This is a genomic window from Pseudomonas sp. MLB6B (genome assembly GCF_054508135.1).
Window position 1 is genome coordinate 4,419,716 of record NZ_CP199313.1, and the last position, 21,241, is coordinate 4,440,956.

General features: G+C 66.1%; 15 protein-coding genes. 12 read left to right on the forward strand and 3 right to left on the reverse strand.

Annotated features, from left to right (window positions below; all coding sequences use genetic code 11):
* Positions 1 to 40: 40 nt before the first annotated feature.
* Genes ACSMEV_RS19525 through ACSMEV_RS19540 form a run of 4 tightly spaced genes read left to right on the forward strand, consistent with a single transcriptional unit; the run spans position 41 to position 5,895 of the window.
* Positions 41 to 1,426, forward strand: coding sequence for a TackOD1 domain-containing metal-binding protein (locus tag ACSMEV_RS19525; RefSeq protein WP_459206601.1), 1,386 nt, complete (start codon positions 41 to 43; stop codon positions 1,424 to 1,426).
* Entirely contained in the window at positions 1,423 to 2,751 is a 1,329-nt protein-coding gene (locus ACSMEV_RS19530) for a glycosyltransferase family 2 protein (protein WP_459206602.1), read from the forward strand. Before ACSMEV_RS19525 ends, ACSMEV_RS19530 begins: the two co-directional genes overlap by 4 nt.
* A 16-nt stretch (positions 2,752 to 2,767) precedes the next feature.
* Positions 2,768 to 4,864, forward strand: coding sequence for a TolC family protein (locus tag ACSMEV_RS19535; protein WP_459206603.1), 2,097 nt, complete (start codon positions 2,768 to 2,770; stop codon positions 4,862 to 4,864).
* Entirely contained in the window at positions 4,861 to 5,895 is a 1,035-nt protein-coding gene (locus ACSMEV_RS19540; RefSeq protein ID WP_459206604.1) for an HlyD family secretion protein, read from the forward strand. The genes ACSMEV_RS19535 and ACSMEV_RS19540 overlap by 4 nt, the downstream gene beginning before the upstream one ends.
* A 150-nt stretch (positions 5,896 to 6,045) precedes the next feature.
* Here ACSMEV_RS19540 and ACSMEV_RS19545 read toward each other — a convergent pair whose 3' ends face one another.
* The 3 genes from ACSMEV_RS19545 to ACSMEV_RS19555 all read right to left on the reverse strand — a co-directional run bounded on the left by ACSMEV_RS19545 (position 6,046) and on the right by ACSMEV_RS19555 (position 8,938).
* Positions 6,046 to 6,867: an ATPase gene (locus ACSMEV_RS19545; protein ID WP_459206605.1), complete on the reverse strand. Its 822-nt coding sequence runs from the start codon at positions 6,865 to 6,867 to the stop codon at positions 6,046 to 6,048.
* A gap of 129 nt (positions 6,868 to 6,996) precedes the next feature.
* Complete coding sequence (locus tag ACSMEV_RS19550) at positions 6,997 to 7,998, reverse strand: NAD-dependent epimerase/dehydratase family protein (RefSeq protein WP_459206606.1); 1,002 nt, start codon at positions 7,996 to 7,998, stop codon at positions 6,997 to 6,999.
* A gap of 49 nt (positions 7,999 to 8,047) precedes the next feature.
* Positions 8,048 to 8,938 (reverse strand): LysR family transcriptional regulator ArgP, encoded by an 891-nt coding sequence (locus tag ACSMEV_RS19555; RefSeq protein ID WP_459206607.1) that lies wholly within the window; start codon positions 8,936 to 8,938, stop codon positions 8,048 to 8,050.
* Positions 8,939 to 9,065: 127 nt separating this feature from the next.
* On the opposite strand from ACSMEV_RS19555, the gene ACSMEV_RS19560 reads away from it, so the two are divergent.
* The 8 genes from ACSMEV_RS19560 to ACSMEV_RS19595 all read left to right on the forward strand — a co-directional run bounded on the left by ACSMEV_RS19560 (position 9,066) and on the right by ACSMEV_RS19595 (position 21,122).
* Positions 9,066 to 9,665 carry a LysE/ArgO family amino acid transporter gene (locus tag ACSMEV_RS19560; RefSeq protein ID WP_459206608.1) on the forward strand — a complete coding sequence of 200 codons (600 nt, stop codon included), beginning with the start codon at positions 9,066 to 9,068 and terminating at the stop codon, positions 9,663 to 9,665.
* A gap of 191 nt (positions 9,666 to 9,856) precedes the next feature.
* Entirely contained in the window at positions 9,857 to 10,453 is a 597-nt protein-coding gene (locus ACSMEV_RS19565) for a superoxide dismutase (protein WP_459206609.1), read from the forward strand.
* 273 nt (positions 10,454 to 10,726) lie between these two features.
* On the forward strand, positions 10,727 to 12,778 hold the full coding sequence (locus ACSMEV_RS19570; protein WP_459206610.1) for a putative bifunctional diguanylate cyclase/phosphodiesterase: 2,052 nt from the start codon (positions 10,727 to 10,729) through the stop codon (positions 12,776 to 12,778).
* Between the two features lie 146 nt (positions 12,779 to 12,924).
* Entirely contained in the window at positions 12,925 to 14,262 is a 1,338-nt protein-coding gene (locus ACSMEV_RS19575; RefSeq protein ID WP_459206611.1) for an imelysin family protein, read from the forward strand.
* A 166-nt stretch (positions 14,263 to 14,428) separates the two neighbouring features.
* Entirely contained in the window at positions 14,429 to 15,850 is a 1,422-nt protein-coding gene (locus ACSMEV_RS19580; protein ID WP_459206612.1) for a di-heme oxidoreductase family protein, read from the forward strand.
* Between the two features lie 20 nt (positions 15,851 to 15,870).
* The gene (locus ACSMEV_RS19585) at positions 15,871 to 16,935 is read left to right on the forward strand and encodes an imelysin family protein (RefSeq protein WP_459206613.1); all 1,065 of its coding nucleotides are present in this window, start codon (positions 15,871 to 15,873) and stop codon (positions 16,933 to 16,935) included.
* 2 nt (positions 16,936 to 16,937) lie between these two features.
* Positions 16,938 to 18,035 (forward strand): DUF1513 domain-containing protein, encoded by a 1,098-nt coding sequence (locus tag ACSMEV_RS19590; RefSeq protein ID WP_459206614.1) that lies wholly within the window; start codon positions 16,938 to 16,940, stop codon positions 18,033 to 18,035.
* Between the two features lie 240 nt (positions 18,036 to 18,275).
* A complete protein-coding gene (locus tag ACSMEV_RS19595) occupies positions 18,276 to 21,122 on the forward strand; it encodes a valine--tRNA ligase (RefSeq protein ID WP_459206615.1) in 2,847 nt (948 codons plus the stop codon).
* The last annotated feature ends 119 nt before the right edge of the window (positions 21,123 to 21,241 follow it).

Consider the following 21,241-nt stretch of genomic DNA (forward strand, 5'->3'; position numbering starts at 1 on the left):
AAGGCCTAGTCGGACCCCCTACTTTAGTAATGGACCGACCATGACCTACGTCAATGCAAACGTCGCCGAAGTAGGCTACGGCCAGGCTCCACTGCCTTTCCCTGCCACGCGCTTCGACGATCTCGCCGCCCTGTTTCAGGCCCCCCCATTCGAAGCGCTGGTGCTCACCGCCGGGCTGGATGAAACCCGGCGCCTGCTGCGTGCTTTGCGCACCCCCGACAGTCCCTATGCGCTGACGCCGATCTACACCCTGCATGACCAAGATGCCTGGATACGGGCCCTGGCCGACGGTCCAGTGCCGGGCCAACAGCGCGTGCTCGACGAGCAGGTGCGCCTGCACCGCGAACGCTTGGCGCTGTTCAATCAGGGACGACCCGCGCAAGGCGCCGAAGCCCTGTTGCTCGCTTACCTGTGGTTGCGCACGCCCGGCCGGCTCGAGCCGCTGCGCGACCCGGGCAGCCCGCAGCATTACGACTACCCCCTGGCCCGTGCGCTGGGCGGCGAGGCGCTCAACAGCCAGGCGCTGGTGCGTACTCTGGCCCAGCGCGGTTGGTTGCAGAGCGTGAGCCTGTGCGACCGCATCCGCCTGTGCCGGCGTTGCGGCAGCGGCATGCTCAACTACGTCGATGTGTGCACCGAATGCGCCTCGCTGGACATCCAGCGCCTGGCTTCGCTGCACTGCTTCACCTGTGGCCATATCGGCCGTCAGGGCGACTTCCTCAAGGACGGCGCGCTGGCCTGCCCCAACTGCCTGAGCCGTTTGCGGCACATCGGCAGCGACTACGACCGCCCGCTGGAAAACTACACCTGCAACCAATGCCAGGCGTTCTTCATCGATGCCGACGTGCAGGCCCGCTGCCTGGATTGCGGCGAGCAGCATGCGCCGGATGCCTTGCAGGTGCGCGAGCTGCGCGCCTATCAGCTGTCGGAAAACGGCCGTCTCGCCGCACGCCAAGGCTTGGAGCGCAATGCCCCACCGTTGCTGGACGGCATCGCGATGATCGGCGATGAAGCCTTCCGCACCCTGCTCGACTGGCAACTGGAATTGATCGAGCGGCACCAGGCGCCGCGTTTCGCCCTGCTCGGCATGCGCTTCAAGCACCTGAGCCGCGTCATCGAGCGTCTCGGCCCGCAACGCGGCCATGCGCTGCTCGATGCGCTGATCGAGCGTATCCAGGTGGCCATTCGAGATACCGATCGCTGCACCCGCACCAGCGAAGAACAGCTCTGGTTACTGCTGATGTACACAGATGCCTCTGGCCTGCAACGCGTGGTCGAACGGCTCAATGCCATCAGCGATCTGTTCGTCGGCCAGGACCTGCAAGACATCGAGTTGCGCACTACGGCCTGCCTGGCACCCGAGGGCGTGCTTGAGAAAGAGAACGCCCAACTGTTGATGGCGCGCCTGGCCGGAGAGCTGGGATGAACGCCTTGGCCGAACACTGGCAGACCTGGTTCGCCGAGATGCAGGGGCCTGACGGCCACTGGCGACTGTTCCTGATGGTGTTCCCCTACTTCCTGCTGTTGGAAGTGCCGCTGAACCTGCTGGTGCTGCTCGGCACCCTGCGCTGGTTCGTGCGCCAGCGCAGCGCCGTGCCGGTACTGACGCCCTGGCATCCGCGGGTGTCGATCATCATCACCTGCTACAGCGAGGGCAAAGACGTCGAGCTGACCTTGCGCAGCCTGGTCGAACAAATCTACCCCGGGGTGATCGAGATCATCCCGGTGATCGACGGCGCCAGCGCCAACACCCTGACCACCGAGACGGTGCGCCGCTACAAGCGCACCCAGCGCCTGCCCGGCAACCGCCTGCTGCGCCCCATCGCCAAATGGCAGCGCGGCGGGCGGGTGTCGTCGCTCAACACCGGTTTGAGCTTCAGCCAGGGCGAAATCGTTATCAACGTCGATGGCGATACCTCGTTCGACAACGACATGGTCACGCACATGGTGGCGCACTTCCGCGATCCGGCCGTGCCCGCCGTGGCTGGCAGCCTGCGGGTGCGCAACGCCGCGCAGTCGCTGGTGGCACGTATCCAGGCGCTGGAATACCTGCTGTCGATCCACATGAGCAAGATCGGGCTGGCCGAATGGAACCTGGTGAACAACGTCTCCGGCGCATTCGGCGCGTTTCGCCGCAGCTTCCTCGAACAGATCGGCGGTTGGGACACCCACACGGCCGAAGACCTCGACCTGACCTTGCGCATCAAGAGCTATTTCCGCCGCTACAAGCTGCGCATTCCCTTCGAGCCGCGCGCGATCGGCCACACCGACGCGCCAGCCACCTGGAAGGGCTTTTTGCAACAGCGACTGCGCTGGGACGGCGACCTGTTCTTCATCTACGCCCGCAAGCACCGCCACGCCTTCAATCCGCAACTGGTCGGCTGGCCGAACTTCCTCATGCTGCTGGTCAGCGGTCTGTTCTTCCAGCTGATGCTGCCGCTGATCATCGTCGGCTACAGCGTGGTGGGCCTGCTCATCCTGCCGACCACGGCCTTCGTGTTCTTCTCGCTGCTGATCTATGGCCTGTATCTGGTCATGGCCAGCGCGCTCTACCTGGCCATGCTGTTGATGGTCAGCGAACGTCCACGCCAGGACCTGCGCCTGGCCTGGATCCTGCCCGTGTATCCATTGGCCATGTACCTGTTGCGCTGCTGGAGCGTGGTGGCACTGCTCAACGAGTTGCTGCGCCGTGGCCACGAAGAATCCAGCATGGCGCCCTGGTGGGTGCTCAAGCGTGCCAGACGCTTCTGACAAGACGACTCCTCACATGACTTCGATCCGTATACCTGCCGCCAGGCCGCTGGCCTGCTGCCTGGCGTTACTGGCCTGGCCCGCGCTGGCCATGGCCCAGCCGCTGACCCTCGAACAGGCCCTGCAACGCGCGGGCGACGGTGCCGGCGTGCAGTCGGCCAGCGAACAACTGCAAGCGCGCTATGCCGTCCACGAACAGCGCCAGAGCGAAAGCGGCTGGGAGATGTTCGGCAATGCCACGGTGGGCCGCTACCACGAACTGGTCACCGAAGACCTGCGCAACGACTACTACGGCCGCAGCCTTGCCGTAGGCGTGCGCTACCCACTGCTGGGCAGCCTGCGCAAGCGCCTCGACGCCCTGCACGACAGCGCGCGCGACGCCAGCCTGGCGCGGATCGAACAGGGCTACCGCCGCGCCCAGCAACGCCTGGCGGTGCGCAGCGCCTACGCCGACTGGTGGCGCGCCCGAGAAGAACAGCGTGTGTGCGAGGGCGTCGATGCCGTGGCCCGCGAGGCCAATGCGCAGATGGCGCAACGCCTGGCGCAGCACTGGGTCCTGCCCTCCGATGCACAGCTGGTGCGCAGCCAATGGCAGGCGATCGGCGACCGTTGCGCGTTGCAGCGCGACCTCCTCGAAGACGTGCGCGCCAGCCTCGCCAGCCTCGGTGTGCCGTTGCAAGCCGGTGACACGCCGCAGGCCCAGGCCCTGGCCGACCGGCCCGAGCCGCTGCAAGCCTGGGAGCCGCAGTTGCAGCACAACCCACGCATCGCCGGGCGCGACACCGAGCTGGCCAGTGCCGAGCAGCGCCGTAAGCAGCCGTGGTACAGCGCGGTCGACGCCTACTTCAATCTGTCGCAGTCCTTCGAACAACGCAGCGGCGCAGCCGACAACGGCAGTGGCCTGGCCGTGGGCGTGACGTTCTCGGCGCCGGTCGACCTGCTCGGCTACGGCTCGGCGCGCCAGCGCGAAGGCGAAGCGCGCTATCAGGCGGCGCTGCAAGCGCGCGAACAGGCACAAGGCGAGCTGCTGCGCGAAGTGGGCAAGGTGATCGCCCAGCAGCGCCGCAGCGTCAACGAATACCAACGCCTCAGCCAGCGCCGCCAGGGGCTGAGCACGCTGCTCGACGAGCGGCGCCAGCGCCGCGATTTCGATGCGGGCCAAGCCGCGATGGCCCTGCAACAGGCACAGATCGACGACTACAACGCCCGCTTCGCGCAGATCGCGGCCTGGCACCGGGTGTGGTTGCAGGAGTCGGCGCTGCGCCTGTTCGGCGACGACAGTCCGGCCTTCGACGCGCTGCTGGGCAGCAGCCGCGCGCACTGGCAGGCCAGCGGCGAGCGTGCCGACTCCGCCCGCCCCGCCTGGCGCCAAGGCGTGTACATCTGGGACAGCCAGGCACTGCTCGACCCGGCCCGTCGGGCGCGGGAGCTCGCGCAATTGCGCAGCGCCGGTTTGCGCGAACTGAACGTCGGGCTCGCCAGCCGCCAAGTCGCGGCGTCGGCCACCCATGGACAGTTGCAGGCACTGCTCGAGGCGGCTCACGGTCAGGGCCTGCGGGTCAACCTGCTACTGGGCGATCCAAGCTGGATTCAAACGGCGCATCGACCTGGCCTGATCGCCTTGATCGGCCAGTACGCCGACCTGCCCTTCGACGGCCTGCACCTGGATCTGGAGGTCGAGCAGTTGGGTTGGCCGGTGCCCGACGCCCACGTGCGCGAGTGGCTGTCGACCCTGCGCGAAGCCAAGGCGGCCAGCCCCTGGCCGCTGATGCTGTCGGGCCATCCGCGCTGGTTCGAAGACCAGAACGCTGGCGCCAATTGTGTGCCCTGCACCTTGCAGAACCTGGGCGTGACCCAGGTCAGCCTGATGATCTACACCCGCGCCGCCGACAAGAGCGCCCAACGCGCACTGGACATCGCCCAGCGTTGGCCCGCCCTCGAGCTGCGCCTGGCGCAAAGCGTCGAAATCGATCAATCGCCACGCATCAGCTGGGCCGGCAGTTCGGCCGCAGACCTGCGCCAGCAGGCGACGCACTGGCGCCAAGCGCTGCAACCGGCCGGCCTGAGCGGCATCGACTGGCAATCCTGGACCGACTTTCCGAGAAACAAATGAAAATCCGATTCGATAGCCCCAAGGAGCACCACCCCACCCAGGACAACGGCATGCAGGTGCTGTACGCGCCCGGCAAACGCCTGGCCTTCCGCTTGCGCTGGTACCTGATCGTGCTGCTGATCCTGATTCCGCCGGCATGGCTGGCCGCGCGCTACGGTCTGGACCTGATCCGCGTCGAAGCGCCGGCGCTGGTGCGCCTGCCGACGCTGGAGGTGCGCGCCATGCAACCTGGGCAGATCGCCGAGTTCAAGGTGCAGGTGGGCGACCACGTGCAGCCTGGTGCGCCGCTGTTGCAGATGGACAACCCCGAATGGCGCCTGCGCCTGAACCTGCTGCAAGGCCAGGACGAGGCGGTAGTGGCGGGCTCGCCCGAAGTCGTCTCGCGCAACCGCCAGGTGCTGCAACGCCTGGTCGACCGTGCGGCGCAGCGGGTGCGCGAAGTCCGTGGTTTGCTCGCCCGCCAGGCCGCGACCCAGGGCGAACTGCTCGACGCGCAGAACCAATTGGACAACCGCGAGGCCGAGCGCCTGGCCTGGGAGCGCAGCGTGACCGGCGGCAGTAGCGACCTGCGTTACCAACAGCAGCAGCGCCGCGAAGCGCATTGGTTGCAACAGCGCCTGCAGCAGATGCAGGTCACGGCGGCAGAGGCGGCGCGGGTCGCCGAAGTGGTCGCCGCACCCGGCGAGAACGTTGGCCCCGGTACGCTGCTGATGCGCCTGGAACGTACCGGACCCGCGCAGCTGTGGGTCTACCTCGACCCCAAGGATGTGCGCTATTCCACGCCCGGCACGCCGCTGGACGTACGCTTGCCCGACGGCAGCTGGACGCATGCCACGGTAATCAACCCGGCCGAAAGCGCCAACCCCTTGCCGAGCGATCTGCGCAAACCGTTCAGCAGCCCGACCCGCGGCCTGATGGTGCCGGCCAGTTTCGACACGGCGCTCGACTCGGCCTGGCGGATCGACTCCCTGCCGGTCCGCGTACGCTTCGTCCGCGACGACTGGAGGACCTGGTTCGGCCTGGACGTTTGACGCCGCACGTAGGGCGGTTCGCCGAGCCGCCCCGCTTGGGGGCAGTTCGCTTTTACAAGCAAACGCCGATGTGCAGGCGTTTCCTGGGTAGGTCGCACCGAGCACCGGCGCTCGGCTGCAAAGCGGCCCATCGTGCCTCGACGCCGGGCTTCAAGGCCGTGCGTTGATCTGCTGCTGGAGATTCTGCACCTGGCTCTGCAAGGTGTTGAGCGAGCGGGTGGTCTGTCCGCGGAACGCATCGAACTCCTGTACCGACGCACCGCCGTTCGAGGCGGGTCGATTGTCGGCCTGGCTTTTGAGCACAAGCACGTCTTGCGTCAGGCTGTCGATGGCGGCTTGCTGATCACCCTGCTGCTTGAGCGCGGCGACTTCGCCGCTCAGGTTCTTCAACTGCACTTCCAGTTTGCCCGTGTCGGCCTGTGCGGCCTTGAGCGCGCTCAGCTGGGCGTCGATCGCCTTGAGCTGGGCCGCCAGCTGGTCCTGCAACGCGCTGGCAGCCTGTTGCTGCTGGCGGGCCTCGGCCAGCACCTGCTCCAGACGCTTGTCCAGATCGCCCGTCTGACCGGCGACGCCCTGCTGCTGCTTGCTCTGTTCGGCGAGGCTGGCCTGCAACTGGCGCAGTTGCTGCTGCAAGGTTTCGTTCCCGGAACTGACGTTCGACTCGCTGGCCGCGACCTTGCCGCTGATCGCTTGCAGACGCCCGGCCGCCTCTTCGCTGATGCGGGCGAAGGATTCCTGGGTGGCGACCAACTGCCGTTCGAGCATCGAGATCTGTTGCGCACTCCACCAACCCAGGCCCGCCAAGGCAATGAAGGCAGCGCACAGCAGTGTCCAGAGCAGGCCGGTGCTGGCCGGGCGCGTGGCCTTCTGGCGGCTGCGGGCCACGCGGGCGGGCAGCAGTTCGTCGTCGTCGCGGGTGCCGGCACGCAGGCTCGGGACGTGGTCTAGGGTGTCGGGTTCGTCGTTGCGCATGGCGGTTTCAACTGGGGTGGAGGCATGGAGGCGAGAGTATAAACCGCAGCGTCCTGTCCGTTGCGAACCACGAGGCCGGTGCAGGCCGGGCTTGGGCGGCGGCCTGCCGGCAGGGCAAGCCGCGTGCGCTCATCGCAGGTCTGGTTGGATGCTGACCTGCCACCAGGCACAGAACTCGTCCAACGCGCTCCATAGGGTTGTTTTAGGCCGATACTCCAGATGCTGGCGCGCTCGGCCGATGTCGAGGGTGAAGTCGCGGCAGTCGCGCTTGACCGCCGCGCGCGTGCTGCGCGGCTCGGGCTGCCCCGGCCAGGCCAGGCACGCCGCCTCGGCGAGCACCGCCCGGGCATAGGCCGGACCGGGCGCACGATAGCGCGTGGCCTGGGGCAATTGCAGCCGGCGCATGACGTAGTTGATCGCGTCCCACAGCGGCACGGGTTGGCCGTTGCCGATGTTGTAGGCCTGGCCCAGCGCCTGGGCGTCGACGAACAGCGCGCTCAGCAGGGCGTCGTTGAGGTTGTGCACACTGGTGAAGTCGACCTTGTTCAAGCCGTTGCCGATGATCGCCAGGCTGCCCTGACGCTGGCGCTCGATCCAGGCCGGAAACAGCCGGGTGTCGCCCGCGCCGACCACCGGGCTGGGGCGTAGCACGAGCACTTCCAGGCCGAACTCGCCGGCACCGAAGACTTTCTGCTCGGCCACTTGCCGGGTCGCCGCATAGTGGTCGTGGAAACGCCGCGGCAGCGGCGCTTCGCGCACGTCTAGCAGCCCCGGCCGGTCGCCGTACAACGCCGCGGACGAAAGGTGCACCAGGCGCCGCACATGCTCCTTCAGGCAGCCTTCGACGATGTTTTCGGTGAGCACCACGTTGCCTTGGTGGAAGTCCTGATAGTGCCCCCAGGTGCCGACCGCGCCCGCGCAATGCACCACGATGTCGATGCCCTGGCAGACGCGCCGGGCCACTTCGGCATTGCCCAGGTCGCCGGGAATGAATTGCGCGCCGCGCTTGACCAGATGCGCCACGGCGTCGGCGCGACGCCCGTTGACCCGCACGTCCAGCCCCTGTTCCAAGGCAAAGCGGGCGAAGCGTCCGCCGATGAAACCGCTTGCGCCCGTGACCAGAATTCGCATGTAAGACTCCGCCTTGCCAGATTTCAGATGCAACTGACGCTGCCCGCGCCTACAAGGGCACCAGCCAGACCGACGCCGAGCGGCGCAGGTGTTCGGTCAGTTGGCCGAGCAGTTGCCCGCCGCTGCGCCAATGATGCCAGTAGAGCGGCACATCGATGGGCGTGTCGGCGCATATTTCCACCAGCGTGCCCTGCGCCAGTTGCGCGCTGGCCTGCAATTCGGGCACCAGGCCCCAGCCCATGCCGGCTTCGAGCAGACGCACAAACCCCTCCGAAGACGGGCACAAGTGGTGCAGGAAACCGCCTTCGATGCCCAATGAAGCCAGATAGCGGTGCTGCAGGAAATCGTCGGGGCCGAAGACGATGCCCGGCGTGCGTGCCAGACGCGCGGCCTGGAAGCCTTGGGCAAAGTGCCGAGCCATGAAATCGGGGCTGGCCAGCGCACGGTAGCGCATCGCCCCCAGGGCCAGGCTGCGCGCACCGGCCACCGGCCGCTCGCTGCTGCACAGGCTGGCGGCCACTTCGCCAGCGCGCATGCGTTTGAGGCCCACCTCCTGGTCCTCCACCACCAGGTCGAACAGCACCCGCTGCTCGGTGCTGAACGCGCCCACCGCCTCGGCCCACCAGGTCGCCAGGCTGTCGGCGTTGAGCGCGATGCGCAGGCGTTCGGGCAGGCCGTGCTCGTCCAGCGCCGGCACCTGACGTTGCAGATCGCGCTCAAGCAGGCGCACCTGTTGCACATGGTTGAGCAACTGCCGGCCGACTTCGGTGGGCTCGGGCGGCAAGGCGCGGATCAGCACCGGTTGCCCGACCCGCGCTTCGAGCAGCTTGATGCGCTGGGAAACCGCCGATTGCGACAGGCCCAGCGCTTGCGCGGCGCGTTCGAAACCGGCCTGTTCGATCACCGCCGCCAAAGCGGACAACAGTTTGTAGTCGAACATCGATTTACCTAATGACTGATGAGCATTATTTGTTTTGCTTATACCCTGCCGCTGCGCACAATCGCCAGCCTTCCTTTTAGGCAAATCCGCGCGCAGCTTGCCTGCGCGCCTGTGGAGAACGATCGCGATGTGGCAAAGCTATGTGAATGGCATCTTGGTGGCTTTGGGCCTGATCATGGCCATCGGTGCGCAGAACGCTTTCGTACTGGCGCAGAGCCTGCGCCGCGAGCATCACCTGCCGGTCGCTGCGCTGTGCATCCTGTGCGACGCGCTGCTGGTGGCGGCCGGGGTGTTCGGCCTGGCCACGGTCCTGCTCAGCAGCCCTACCCTGCTGGCGGTGGCGCGCTGGGGCGGCGCGGCATTTCTGCTCTGGTACGGCATCAAGGCGCTGCGCAGCGCCTGCTCGGCGCAGAGCATGGAGCGCCAGCAGAGCCAGGGCAGCCGGTCGCGGCGCGCGGTGCTGTTGAGCGCCCTGGCGGTGACCTTGCTCAACCCGCATGTGTACCTCGACACGGTCTTGCTGATCGGCTCGCTGGGCGCGCAGCAATCGGTGCCAGGTGCCTATGTGGCGGGTGCGGCAAGTGCGTCGCTGCTGTGGTTCTCGACCCTGGCCCTGGGCGCGGCCTGGTTGGCCCCGTGGCTGGCGCGCCCGACCACCTGGCGGCTGCTCGACCTGATGGTGGCGGTGATGATGTTCAGCGTGGCTGCGCAACTAATCTTTGCCTGAGCCCTAGCGGTCATGCCCGGGCCAGGGCCGCGCAACCGCTATTCCCTATACTTGTCGCGTGGTTATGCGTGGGGGCCGGTGCTATGATCGACCGCTTGCGTCGCAAAGGGTAAAGACCCGCCGGCGCGATGAGGCCGCCCGTGATCGGCCTTGCGTCCATCGCAAATAGACCCGAATGAGGAGAATCAACCATGGCTTTTGAATTGCCGCCGCTGCCCTACGCCCACGATGCCCTGCAGCCGCACATCTCCAAGGAAACGTTGGAGTTCCACCACGACAAACACCACAACACCTATGTCGTGAACCTGAACAACCTGATCCCGGGCACCGAATTCGAAAACAAATCCCTGGAAGAGATCATCAAGGCCTCTTCGGGCGGCGTGTTCAACAACGCGGCCCAGATCTGGAACCACTCGTTCTACTGGGAATGCCTGGCGCCAAACGCCGGCGGCCAACCGACCGGCGAGCTGGCCAAGGCCATCGACAGCGCCTTCGGCTCCTTCGACAAGTTCAAGAAAGAGTTCACCAAGACCTCCGTCGGCACCTTCGGCTCCGGCTGGGGCTGGCTGGTGAAGAAAGCCGACGGCTCCCTGGCCCTGGCCAGCACCATCGGCGCCGGCTGCCCGCTGACCAGCGGCGACACCCCGCTGCTGACCTGCGACGTCTGGGAACACGCCTACTACATCGACTACCGCAACGTCCGTCCGAAGTACGTCGAGGCGTTCTGGAACCTGGTCAACTGGGACTTCGTCGCCCAGCAGTTCGCAGGCAACACCTTCAAGGCCTGAGCCCTCAGCCCGCCTTGAACGAAAAAACCCGGCCAGCGCCGGGTTTTTTTTGGCCATCCAAACAGGTGCCCCGCTTGCTCACTGGATAGGCGGCGCTACTCTGGGAGTTCTGGACGTCTTCGAGAATGGATTCAAGTTTCGACGCCGCGCAACCGATAAAAGACGGGACGATTCGCCGCCATCAAGGTCGTAATCGGTACTGCATGGAGCCAATAGTGCGCCACCCTGGTTGATGGCAGAATGCCGCCAGACGCACGGACTAAGGAAACCCCATTGAAGCTGGAATTTCGGCACAGCTTGACCATCAAGTTGCTCAGGGTCGTGTTGCTCTCGGCGCTGGGCGTGGGCGTGGTCTTAAGTTGTGCGCAGATCGTCTACGACGCCTACAAGATGCGCCAGGCCGTCAGCGACGACGCCCAGCGTATCCTCGACATGTTCCGCGACCCTTCCACCCAGGCGGTGTACAGCCTGGACCGCGAGATGGGCATGCAGGTCATGGAAGGGCTGTTCCAGGACAGGTCCATGCGCATCGCCTCCATCGGCCACCCCAATGAAACCTTGCTCGCCGAAAAAAGCCGCCCGCTACGCGACACCTCGATGCGCTGGCTCACCGACCTGATCCTGGGCCAGGAGCGCACCTTCAGCACGCAGCTGGTCGGCCGAGGGCCGTACAGCGAGTACTACGGCGACCTCAACATCACCCTCGACACCGCCGCCTACGGCGAGGCCTTCATGGTCAACGCCGTGGTCATCTTCATCGCCGGTGTGCTGCGCGCCCTGGCCATGGGCCTGGTGCTGTACCTGGTCTACCACTGGCTGCTGACCAAACCGCTGTCGAAGATCATCGAGCACCTCACGCAGATCAACCCCGACCGCCCCAGCCAGCACCAGATCCCGCCGCTCAAGGGCCATGAGAAGAACGAGTTGGGTATCTGGGTCGATACGGCCAACCAGTTGCTGGCCTCCATCGAGCGCAACACCCACTTGCGCCATGAAGCCGAGAACAGCCTGCAACGCATGGCCCAGTACGACTTTCTCACCGGCCTGCCCAACCGCCTGCAATTGCAACAGCAACTGGACAAGATCCTGGGCGACGGCGGCCGCCTGCAACATCGCGTGGCGGTGCTCTGTGTCGGTCTGGACGACTTCAAGAGCATCAACGAACAATTCGGCTACCAGGCCGGCGACCAACTGCTGCTGGCTCTGGCCGACCGCCTGCGCGCCCACAGCGGCCGGCTTGGCGCCCTGGCCCGCCTCGGCGGCGACCAGTTCGCCCTGGTCCAGGCCAACATCGAGCAGCCCTACGAGGCAGCCGAGTTGGCACAGTCGATCCTCGACGACCTCGAGCAACCCTTCGAGCTCGACCAGCAGCCCATCCGCCTACGCGCCACGGTCGGCATCACCTTGTTCCCGGAAGACGGCGATAGCACCGAGAAGCTGCTGCAAAAGGCCGAGCAGACCATGACCCTGGCCAAGACCCGCTCGCGCAACCGCTACCAGTTCTACGTCGCCAGCATCGACAGCGAGATGCGTCGGCGCCGCGAACTGGAAAAGGACCTGCGCGAGGCCCTGCCGCGTCAGCAGTTGTATCTCGTGTACCAACCGCAGATCAGCTACCTCGATCATCAGGTGGTCGGTGTCGAAGCCTTGCTGCGTTGGCAGCACCCGCAATTGGGGCTGGTGCCGCCCGATCAGTTCATCCCGCTGGCCGAGCAGAACGGCTCGATCATCGCCATCGGCGAATGGGTGCTCGACCAGGCCTGCCAGCAACTGCGCGAGTGGCATGACCAGGGCTTTGCCGAACTGCGCATGGCGGTCAACCTGTCGACCGTGCAGTTGCACCACAACGAGCTGCCGCGGGTGGTCAACAACCTGTTGCAGCGCTACCGCCTGCCACCACGCAGCCTCGAACTGGAAGTCACCGAGACGGGCCTGATGGAAGACATCGGCACCGCCGCCACGCACCTGCTGAGCCTGCGCCGCTCCGGCGCGATGATCGCCATCGACGATTTCGGCACCGGATATTCGTCGCTGAGCTACCTCAAGTCCTTGCCGCTGGACAAGATCAAGATTGACAAGAGCTTCGTGCAGGACCTGCTCGACGACGACGATGACGCCACCATCGTTCGCGCCATCATCCAGCTCGGCAAGAGCCTGGGGATGCAGGTGATCGCCGAAGGTGTGGAGACTGCCGAACAGGAGGCCTACGTCATCGCCCAAGGCTGCCATGAGGGTCAGGGCTACCACTACAGCAAACCCCTGCCCGCCCGCGAGCTGACCGCCTTCCTGCGCCAGCGGCAGCGCAATCGGGCGACGCTGCCCTGACTGCGCCCGCCATTACCAGCAATTACGCGCCGCCCCTTTACAGCGAATGCAAATCTTTCGCATGATGTCGCGTTTTCGCGTGCGCCAGGCCCTGTTTCGTACAGCGTCGGCACACCTGTCCAACCCACGACGCAGGAAGACCGATAATGATTCGTATGCCTCTGGCCTCCGCCAGTCTGTTGGCCATGGCCATCGCGCTGGCCGGTTGCGGTGAAAGCAAAGACGACAAGGCCGCAGCGCCCCAAGCCCAGGCGCCTGCTGCAGCCAGTACGCCTGCCGCCGCGCCCGGCGCGGTCGACGAAGCGGCGGCCCAGGCCGTGGTCAAGCACTACGCCGACATGGTCCACGCCGTCTACAGCGACTCGCTGAGCACGGCCAAGACCTTGCAGAGCGCCATCGACGCCTTCCTCGCCACGCCCAACGACGCCACCCTCAAGGCCGCCCGCGAAGCCTGGTTCGCCGCGCGCGTTCCTTACCTGCAGAGCGAGGCCTTCCGCTTCGGCAACACCATCATCGACGACTGGGAAGGTCAAGTTAACGCCTGGCCGCTGGACGAAGGTCTGATCGACTACGTCGACGCCGGCTACGAACATGCCCTGGGCAACCCGGCCGCCAGCGCCAACATCATCGCCAACCCCGAGATCCAGGTGGGCGAAGAGAAGATCGACGTCAAGGAGATCACTCCCGAGAAACTGGCCAGCCTCAACGAGCTGGGCGGTTCGGAAGCCAACGTCGCCACCGGCTACCACGCCATCGAATTCCTGCTCTGGGGCCAGGACCTCAACGGCACCGGTCCAGGTGCCGGCAACCGTCCGGCGTCGGACTACCTCGAAGGCGAAGGCGCCACCGGTGGCCACAACGACCGCCGCCGCGCCTACCTCAAGGCCGTGACCGATCTGCTGGTCAGCGACCTGGAAGAGATGGTCGGCAACTGGGCACCGGGCGTGCAAGGCAACTACCGCGCCACTCTGGAAGCCGAGCCTGCCAACGACGGCCTGCGCAAGATGCTGTTCGGCATGGGCAGCCTGTCGCTGGGCGAACTGGCCGGCGAGCGCATGAAGGTGTCGCTGGAAGCCAACTCGCCGGAAGACGAGCATGACTGTTTCAGCGACAACACCCACTGGTCGCACTTCTACGACGCCAAGGGCATCCGCAACGTCTACCTGGGCGAGTACACCCGTCCCGACGGCAGCAAGCTGACCGGCCCGAGCCTGTCTTCGCTGGTCGCCAAGGCCGACCCGGCCACCGACGCCACGCTCAAGGCCGACCTGGCCGCGACCGAAGCGAAGATCCAGGTGATCGTCGACCACGCCCTGAAAGGTGAGCACTACGACCAACTGATCGCCGCGGACAACACCGCCGGCAACCAGATCGTGCGCGATGCCATCGCTGCGCTGGTCAAGCAGACCGGTGCCATCGAACAGGCCGCCGGCAAGCTGGGCATCACCAACCTGAATCCAGATACGGCCGATCACGAATTCTGATCCCGCGTCCGCGCTTCAGCGAAGCGGCCTTCGGGCCGCTTTTTGCTGCGCAGCTTCCTACCTCGTTAACACCAGTTTCATCTGCCAATTGCAAATTGCTCTTATTCAAACATCCCCAGCCTGCTAAGCTTGCCCGCCGGTTTTCAGCCTGAACTCAGGATCGTGGATGTCCCTGCTCCGTCTTTCTCCCCTGCTGCTGGCCACCGTTCTGGCCGCCTGTGACGACGCGCCGCGTTTCACCCAGGCCGAGCCGGGCGAGGCGTTGTCCGGTGGCAAGACCACGGTGTCGCGCAGCGATCGCAATGCTTTTTCCCTGCCGTCGGCGAACCTTACGCCCGAGCGGCGGCTGGATTTCGCCGTGGGCAACAGCTTCTTCCGCAACCCTTGGGTGATCGCCCCCTCCACTACCACGGCGCGTGACGGCCTGGGGCCGTTGTTCAACACCAATGCCTGCGTCAACTGCCACCTGCGCGACGGTCGCGGCCACCCGCCCGAAGCCGATGCCAGCAACGCCGTGTCGATGCTGGTACGCCTGTCGATCCCCAACCAGCCGCCGTTCATGAAGGAGATCGAGCGCCTAGGTGTGGTGCCTGAGCCGGTCTATGGCACGCAGTTGCAGGACATGGCCATCCCCGGCGTGCGCCCCGAAGGCAAGGTGCGGGTGCGCTACGACACGCACAGCGTCGCCTTCGCCGACGGCCACACCGTGGAGCTGCGCACCCCACGGTTGCAGATCACTCAGCTCGGCTACGGCCCGATGCACCCCGACACGCGCTTCTCGGCGCGCATCGCCCCGCCGATGATCGGCCTGGGCCTGCTCGAAGCCATTCCCGAGGCCGACATCCTGGCCAACGCCGACCCGGACGACCGCAACGGCGACGGAATCCGCGGCCGGCCCAACCGGGTGTGGGACCAGGCGCAGCAGAAGACCGTGCTCGGCCGCTTCGGCTGGAAGGCCGGCCAGCCCACGGTCGAGCAGCAGAACGTGCACGCCTTCGCCGGCGACATGGGCCTGACCACCACCCTGCAACCGCTGGACGACTGCACCCAGGCGCAGACCGACTGCCGCAACGCGCCCAACGGCGATGGTGCCGACGGCGAAAAGGAAGTCAGCGACAACATCCTGCGCCTGGTCACGTTCTATACCCGCAATTTGGGCGTGCCGGCCCGGCGCAAGGTCGACGCGCCGCAGGTGCTGGCCGGCAAGAACCTGTTTTTCGAGGCCGGCTGCCAGGCCTGCCACACCCCGCAATTCACCACCGCCGCCAACGCCGACGAGCCAGAACTCGCTGGTCAGACGATCCGCCCCTACAGCGATCTGCTGTTGCACGACATGGGGCCGGGTCTGGCCGACGACCGCAGCGAGTTCGCCGCCGGTGGCCAGGATTGGCGCACGCCCCCGCTGTGGGGCATCGGCCTGACGAAAGCCGTCAGCGGCCACACTCAGTTCCTTCACGACGGGCGCGCCCGCAACCTGCTCGAAGCCGTGCTCTGGCACGACGGCGAAGCGGCGTCGGCACGCCGGCATGTACTGACCTTCGATGCCGAGCAGCGCGCCGCGCTGCTGGCGTTTCTCAACTCACTCTAAACACGCGCAAGGAGCCGGGCATGTTCCGACCCAAACTGTTGTTCACCAGCCTCGCCGCACTCGCCCTCGGGGCCTGCGCGCCGCAGGACCCGCAAGCCGTCACCTCGGCCGCCATCGCCAAGCAGGTGATCCTGCCGACCTACAGCCGCTGGGTCGAAGCCGACCGGCAATTGGCCGCCAGTGCCCTGGCCTTCTGCGAAGGCAAGGAATCGCTGGACAAGGCCCGTACCGACTTCCTCAGCGCGCAGAAGGCCTGGGCCGAACTGCAACCGCTGCTGGTCGGCCCTCTCGCCGAAGGCAACCGCCCATGGCAGGTGCAGTTCTGGCCCGACAAGAAAAACCTGGTCGGCCGTCAGGTCGAGCAGCTGGTCAACGGCGACAAGCCGGTCGATGCGCAGACCCTGGGCAAATCCAGCGTCGTGGTGCGCGGCCTGTCGGCCTACGAGTACATCCTCTTCGACAGCAAGCCGGACATCGCCAGCGCCGAACAGAAGGCCCGCTACTGCCCGCTGCTGGTGGCCATCGGCGAACACCAGAAAGCCTTGGCCGAAGAGATCCTCAAGGGCTGGAACAGCACCGACGGCATGCTTTCGCAGATGACCAAGTTCCCCAACCAGCGCTACGCCGATTCCCACGAGGCCATCGCCGACCTGCTGCGCGCCCAGGTCACCGCCCTGGACACCCTGAAGAAGAAGCTCGGCGCACCGATGGGCCGGCAGAGCAAGGGTTACGTGCAACCGATGCAGGCCGAAGCCTGGCGCAGCCACGCCTCGATGAAGAGCCTGGAGGCCAGCCTCAAGGCGGCCCAGGCGGTCTGGCAAGGGGTCGACAACAAGGGCCTGCGCGGCCTGCTGAGCAAAGACCAGGACGCCTTGGCCAAGCAGATCGACGAGGCCTACGCCAATTCGATCAAGCTGCTCGAAGCCAACCAGAAGAACCTCGACGAACTGCTCGCCGACGATGCCGGCAAGCAAACCCTGAACCAGATCTACGACAGCCTCAACGTGGTCCATCGCCTGCACGAAGGCGAACTGGCCAAAGCGCTGAACATTCAACTCGGCTTCAATGCCAACGACGGTGACTGACCATGTTGCGACGCCAGGCCCTGAAACTCGGTAGCGCCCTGCTCGGCGCCCTCAACCTGAGCGGCTGGAGCCTGTCACGCCGCCGCGGCAGTCCTGCGCTGCTGCTGTCGGCCCGTGACGACGGCGACGGCAAGCACTATGCCGTCGGCTATCGCCTGGACGGCAGCCAGGTGTTCGCCACGCCCGTGGGCCAGCGTTGCCACGCGATCATCAACCACCCGACCCGGCCGCTTGCACTGTTCGTCGCCCGCAGGCCCGGTACCGAGAGCTACCTGATCGACCTGCGCGACGGGCGCCTGGTGCAGACCCTGACCTCGCAGCCCAACCGGCATTTCTACGGCCATGCGGTGCTGCACAAGGACGGCGAGTGGCTGTACGCCACCGAGAATGACACCACCGACCCCGGTCGCGGCGTGCTCGGTGTCTACCGTTTCGAGGGCGAGCGCCTGGTGCACAGCGGCGAGCTGTCGACCCACGGCATCGGCCCGCACGAATTGGCCTGGATGCCCGACGGCGAAACCCTGGTGGTGGCCAACGGCGGCATCCGTACCGAGGCCGAAAGCCGCGTCGAGATGAACCTCGACGCCATGCAGCCGAGCCTGGTGCTGATGCACCGCGACGGCACTCTGCTCAGCCAGGAGACCCTGAGCCAGTCGATGAACAGCGTGCGCCACCTGGCCATCGGCCAGGACGGCACCATCGTCGCCTGCCAGCAGTTCATGGGCGGCAGCGAGGAAACCGCCGAGCTGCTGGCCATCAAACGTCCGGGCCAGCCTTTCCAGGCCTTCCCGGTGCCAGAGGCGCAGTTGCAGAACATGGCGCAGTACACCGCCAGCGTGGCCATCCACGACGAACTGCGTCTGGTGGCGCTGACCGCGCCGCGGGCCAACCGCCTGTTCATCTGGGACTTGGACACCGCGGCAGTGCGCCTGGACGCGCCGATGCCCGACTGCGCCGGTGTGGGGGCGGTGCCGGACGGTTTCGTGGTCACCTCGGGACAGGGTCGCTGCCGGCTGTACGATTGCCGCAAACCGACCCTGGTGGGCCAGCCGCTGGAGCTGCCGTCGGGGCTGTGGGACAACCATTTGCACTTGGTCTAGGGCTTCGTGGGGGCGATGGTTCGGCGCGCTACGTCGAGCCTGGGTGACTTGGGTAAGGGTCGTTGGGCCGGCTTCGCCGGCCATCGCGGCTGAACCGGAGCGCCGACCGCCGGAGCGCCGGCCGGTCGCTCCCACAGGTTAGGGCGCTGGACCGGTCGCCCCTACACTCTGTCGCACCATGGCCTGCGTTGGTTATACTGCCCGGCTTTCCCGAACGAATGCCTAAGGGTCCCGCCGCGCATGGATAAGACCTACCAGCCGCACGCCATCGAATCTTCCTGGTACACCACCTGGGAGTCCGAAAACTACTTCGCCCCGCAAGGTGCAGGCGAGTCGTACACCATCATGATCCCGCCGCCGAACGTCACCGGCAGCCTGCACATGGGTCACGGTTTCAACAACGCCATCATGGACGCCCTGATCCGCTTCCGCCGCATGCAGGGTCGCGACACCCTGTGGCAGCCCGGCACCGACCACGCCGGCATCGCCACCCAGATGCTGGTGGAGCGTCAGATCGAGGCCCAAGGGCAGAACCGCCACGACCTCGGCCGCGAAGCCTTCCTCGACAAGATCTGGGAGTGGAAGGCGCAGTCCGGCGGCAACATCAGCCGGCAGATCCGCCGCCTGGGCTCGTCCGTGGACTGGAGCCGCGAGCGCTTCACCATGGACGACGGCCTGTCCGAAGCGGTCAAGGAAGCCTTCGTGCGCCTGCACGAGGACGGCCTGATCTACCGCGGCAAGCGCCTGGTGAACTGGGACACCAAGCTGCACACGGCGATCTCCGACCTCGAAGTGGAAAACCACGACGAGAAGGGCCACCTGTGGAACCTGCGCTACCCGCTGGCCGATGGCGCCACCACCGCCGACGGCGACGCCTACCTGGTGGTCGCCACCACCCGTCCGGAAACCCTGCTGGGCGACGCCGCCGTGGCGGTCAACCCGAACGACGAGCGCTACCAGGCGCTGATCGGCAAATTCGTCGAACTGCCTCTGGTCGGGCGTCTGATCCCGATCGTCGCCGACGACTACTGCGACCCCGAATTCGGCACCGGCTGCGTGAAGATCACCCCGGCCCACGACTTCAACGACTACGAAGTCGGCAAGCGCCACAACCTGCCGCTGCTCAACATCTTCGACAAGAACGCTTGCGTGCTCGCCGCCGCCCAGGCCTTCAACCTCGACGGTCGCCTCAACGAAACGGTCGATACCGCCCTGCCCGCCGCCTACGCCGGCCTTGACCGCTTCGCCGCGCGCAAGCAGATCGTCGCCGACCTCGACGCCCAGGGCCTGCTGGTCGGCGTCGACGACCACGCCTTGAAAGTGCCCAAGGGCGACCGCTCCGGCACCGTCATCGAGCCATGGCTGACCGACCAATGGTACGTCTCCACCAAACCCCTGGCAGAGCCGGCCATCGCCGCCGTGGAAGACGGGCGCATTGAGTTCGTGCCCAAGCAGTACGAGAACATGTACTTCTCCTGGATGCGCGACATCCAGGACTGGTGCATCAGCCGCCAGCTGTGGTGGGGCCACCGCATCCCGGCCTGGTACGACGAGTCGGGCCACGTCTACGTGGGCCGCGACGAAGCCGAAGTGCGCGCCAAGCACGACCTGGGCGGCGACATCGCGCTGCGCCAGGACGACGACGTGCTCGACACCTGGTTCAGCTCGGGGCTGTGGACCTTCTCCACCCTCGGCTGGCCGGAGCAGACCGAATTCCTGAAGAAATTCCACTCCACCGACGTGCTGGTCACAGGCTTCGACATCATCTTCTTCTGGGTCGCCCGGATGATCATGCTGACCATGCACCTGGTGAAGAACGAAGACGGCACCCCGCAGGTGCCGTTCAAGACCGTGTACGTGCACGGCCTGGTGCGCGACGGCCAGGGCCAGAAGATGTCCAAGTCCAAGGGCAACGTGCTTGACCCGCTGGACATCGTCGACGGCATCACCCTCGACGCCCTGCTGGAAAAACGCACCAGCGGCTTGATGCAGCCCAAGCTCGCCGAGAAGATCGCCAAGCAGACCAAGGCCGAGTTCCCCGAAGGCATCGCCAGCTACGGCACCGATGCGCTGCGCTTCACCTTCTGCTCGCTGGCCTCCACCGGCCGCGACATCAAGTTCGACATGGGCCGTGTCGAGGGTTACCGCAACTTCTGCAACAAGATCTGGAACGCCGCCCGCTACGTGCTCGACAAGGGCGAGGACTGCGGCCAGAACGGCGAAGCCTACGAGCTGTCGCTGGCCGACCGCTGGATCATCTCCCAGCTGCAGCGCACCGAAGCCGAAGTCACCCGCCAGCTGGAGCAGTTCCGCTTCGACCTGGCCAGCCAGGCCCTGTACGAGTTCATCTGGAACCAGTACTGCGACTGGTATCTGGAGCTGTCCAAGCCGGTGCTGTGGGACGAGCACGCCCCGGTCGAACGCGCTCGCGGTACCCGCCGCACCCTGGTGCGTGTATTGGAAGTGGCGCTGCGCCTGGCGCATCCGTTCATGCCGTTCATCACCGAAGAAATCTGGCAGCGCATCGCGCCGCTGGCCGGCGTGCAAGGCAAGACCATCATGCTGCAACCCTGGCCGGTGGCGGTCGATGAGCGTATCGACAGCGCCGCCGAAGGCGACATCGAGTGGCTCAAGGAACTGATGGTCGGCCTGCGCAACATCCGCGCGGAAATGAACATTGGCCCCGGCAAGCCGCTGCCGCTGTTCCTCAAGAACGCCAACGCCGACGACCAACGCCGCTTGCAGGAAAACGAAGCGCTGCTCAAGAAGCTGGCCAAGGTCGAGTCCTTCACCGTCCTCGGCGAGGCCGAGGAGGCACCGCTGTCGGCCACCGCACTGGTGGGCGACCTGCAAGTGCTGGTGCCGATGGCCGGGCTGATCGACAAGGATGCAGAACTGGCGCGCCTGAACAAGGAAATCCAGCGCCTGCAAGGCGAAGTGCAGCGCGTGGGCGGCAAGCTGTCCAACGCCGCCTTCGTCGACAAGGCGCCACCGGCGGTGATCGACAAGGAACGCGCGAAGCTGGCCGAGGCCGAACAGGCCCTGGCCAACTTCACCGAGCAGCACGCACGCATCGCCGCGCTGTAACGTTCACCGACGCGGTAGGTGCTGTTTAGGCGGCGCCTTATCGCAGACGCGGGGCAAGCCCGCTGTCGTTGCCCTCCCGGGTGCGGCAGTCGGCTTGCCCCGCGCCGTTTCACAGGATC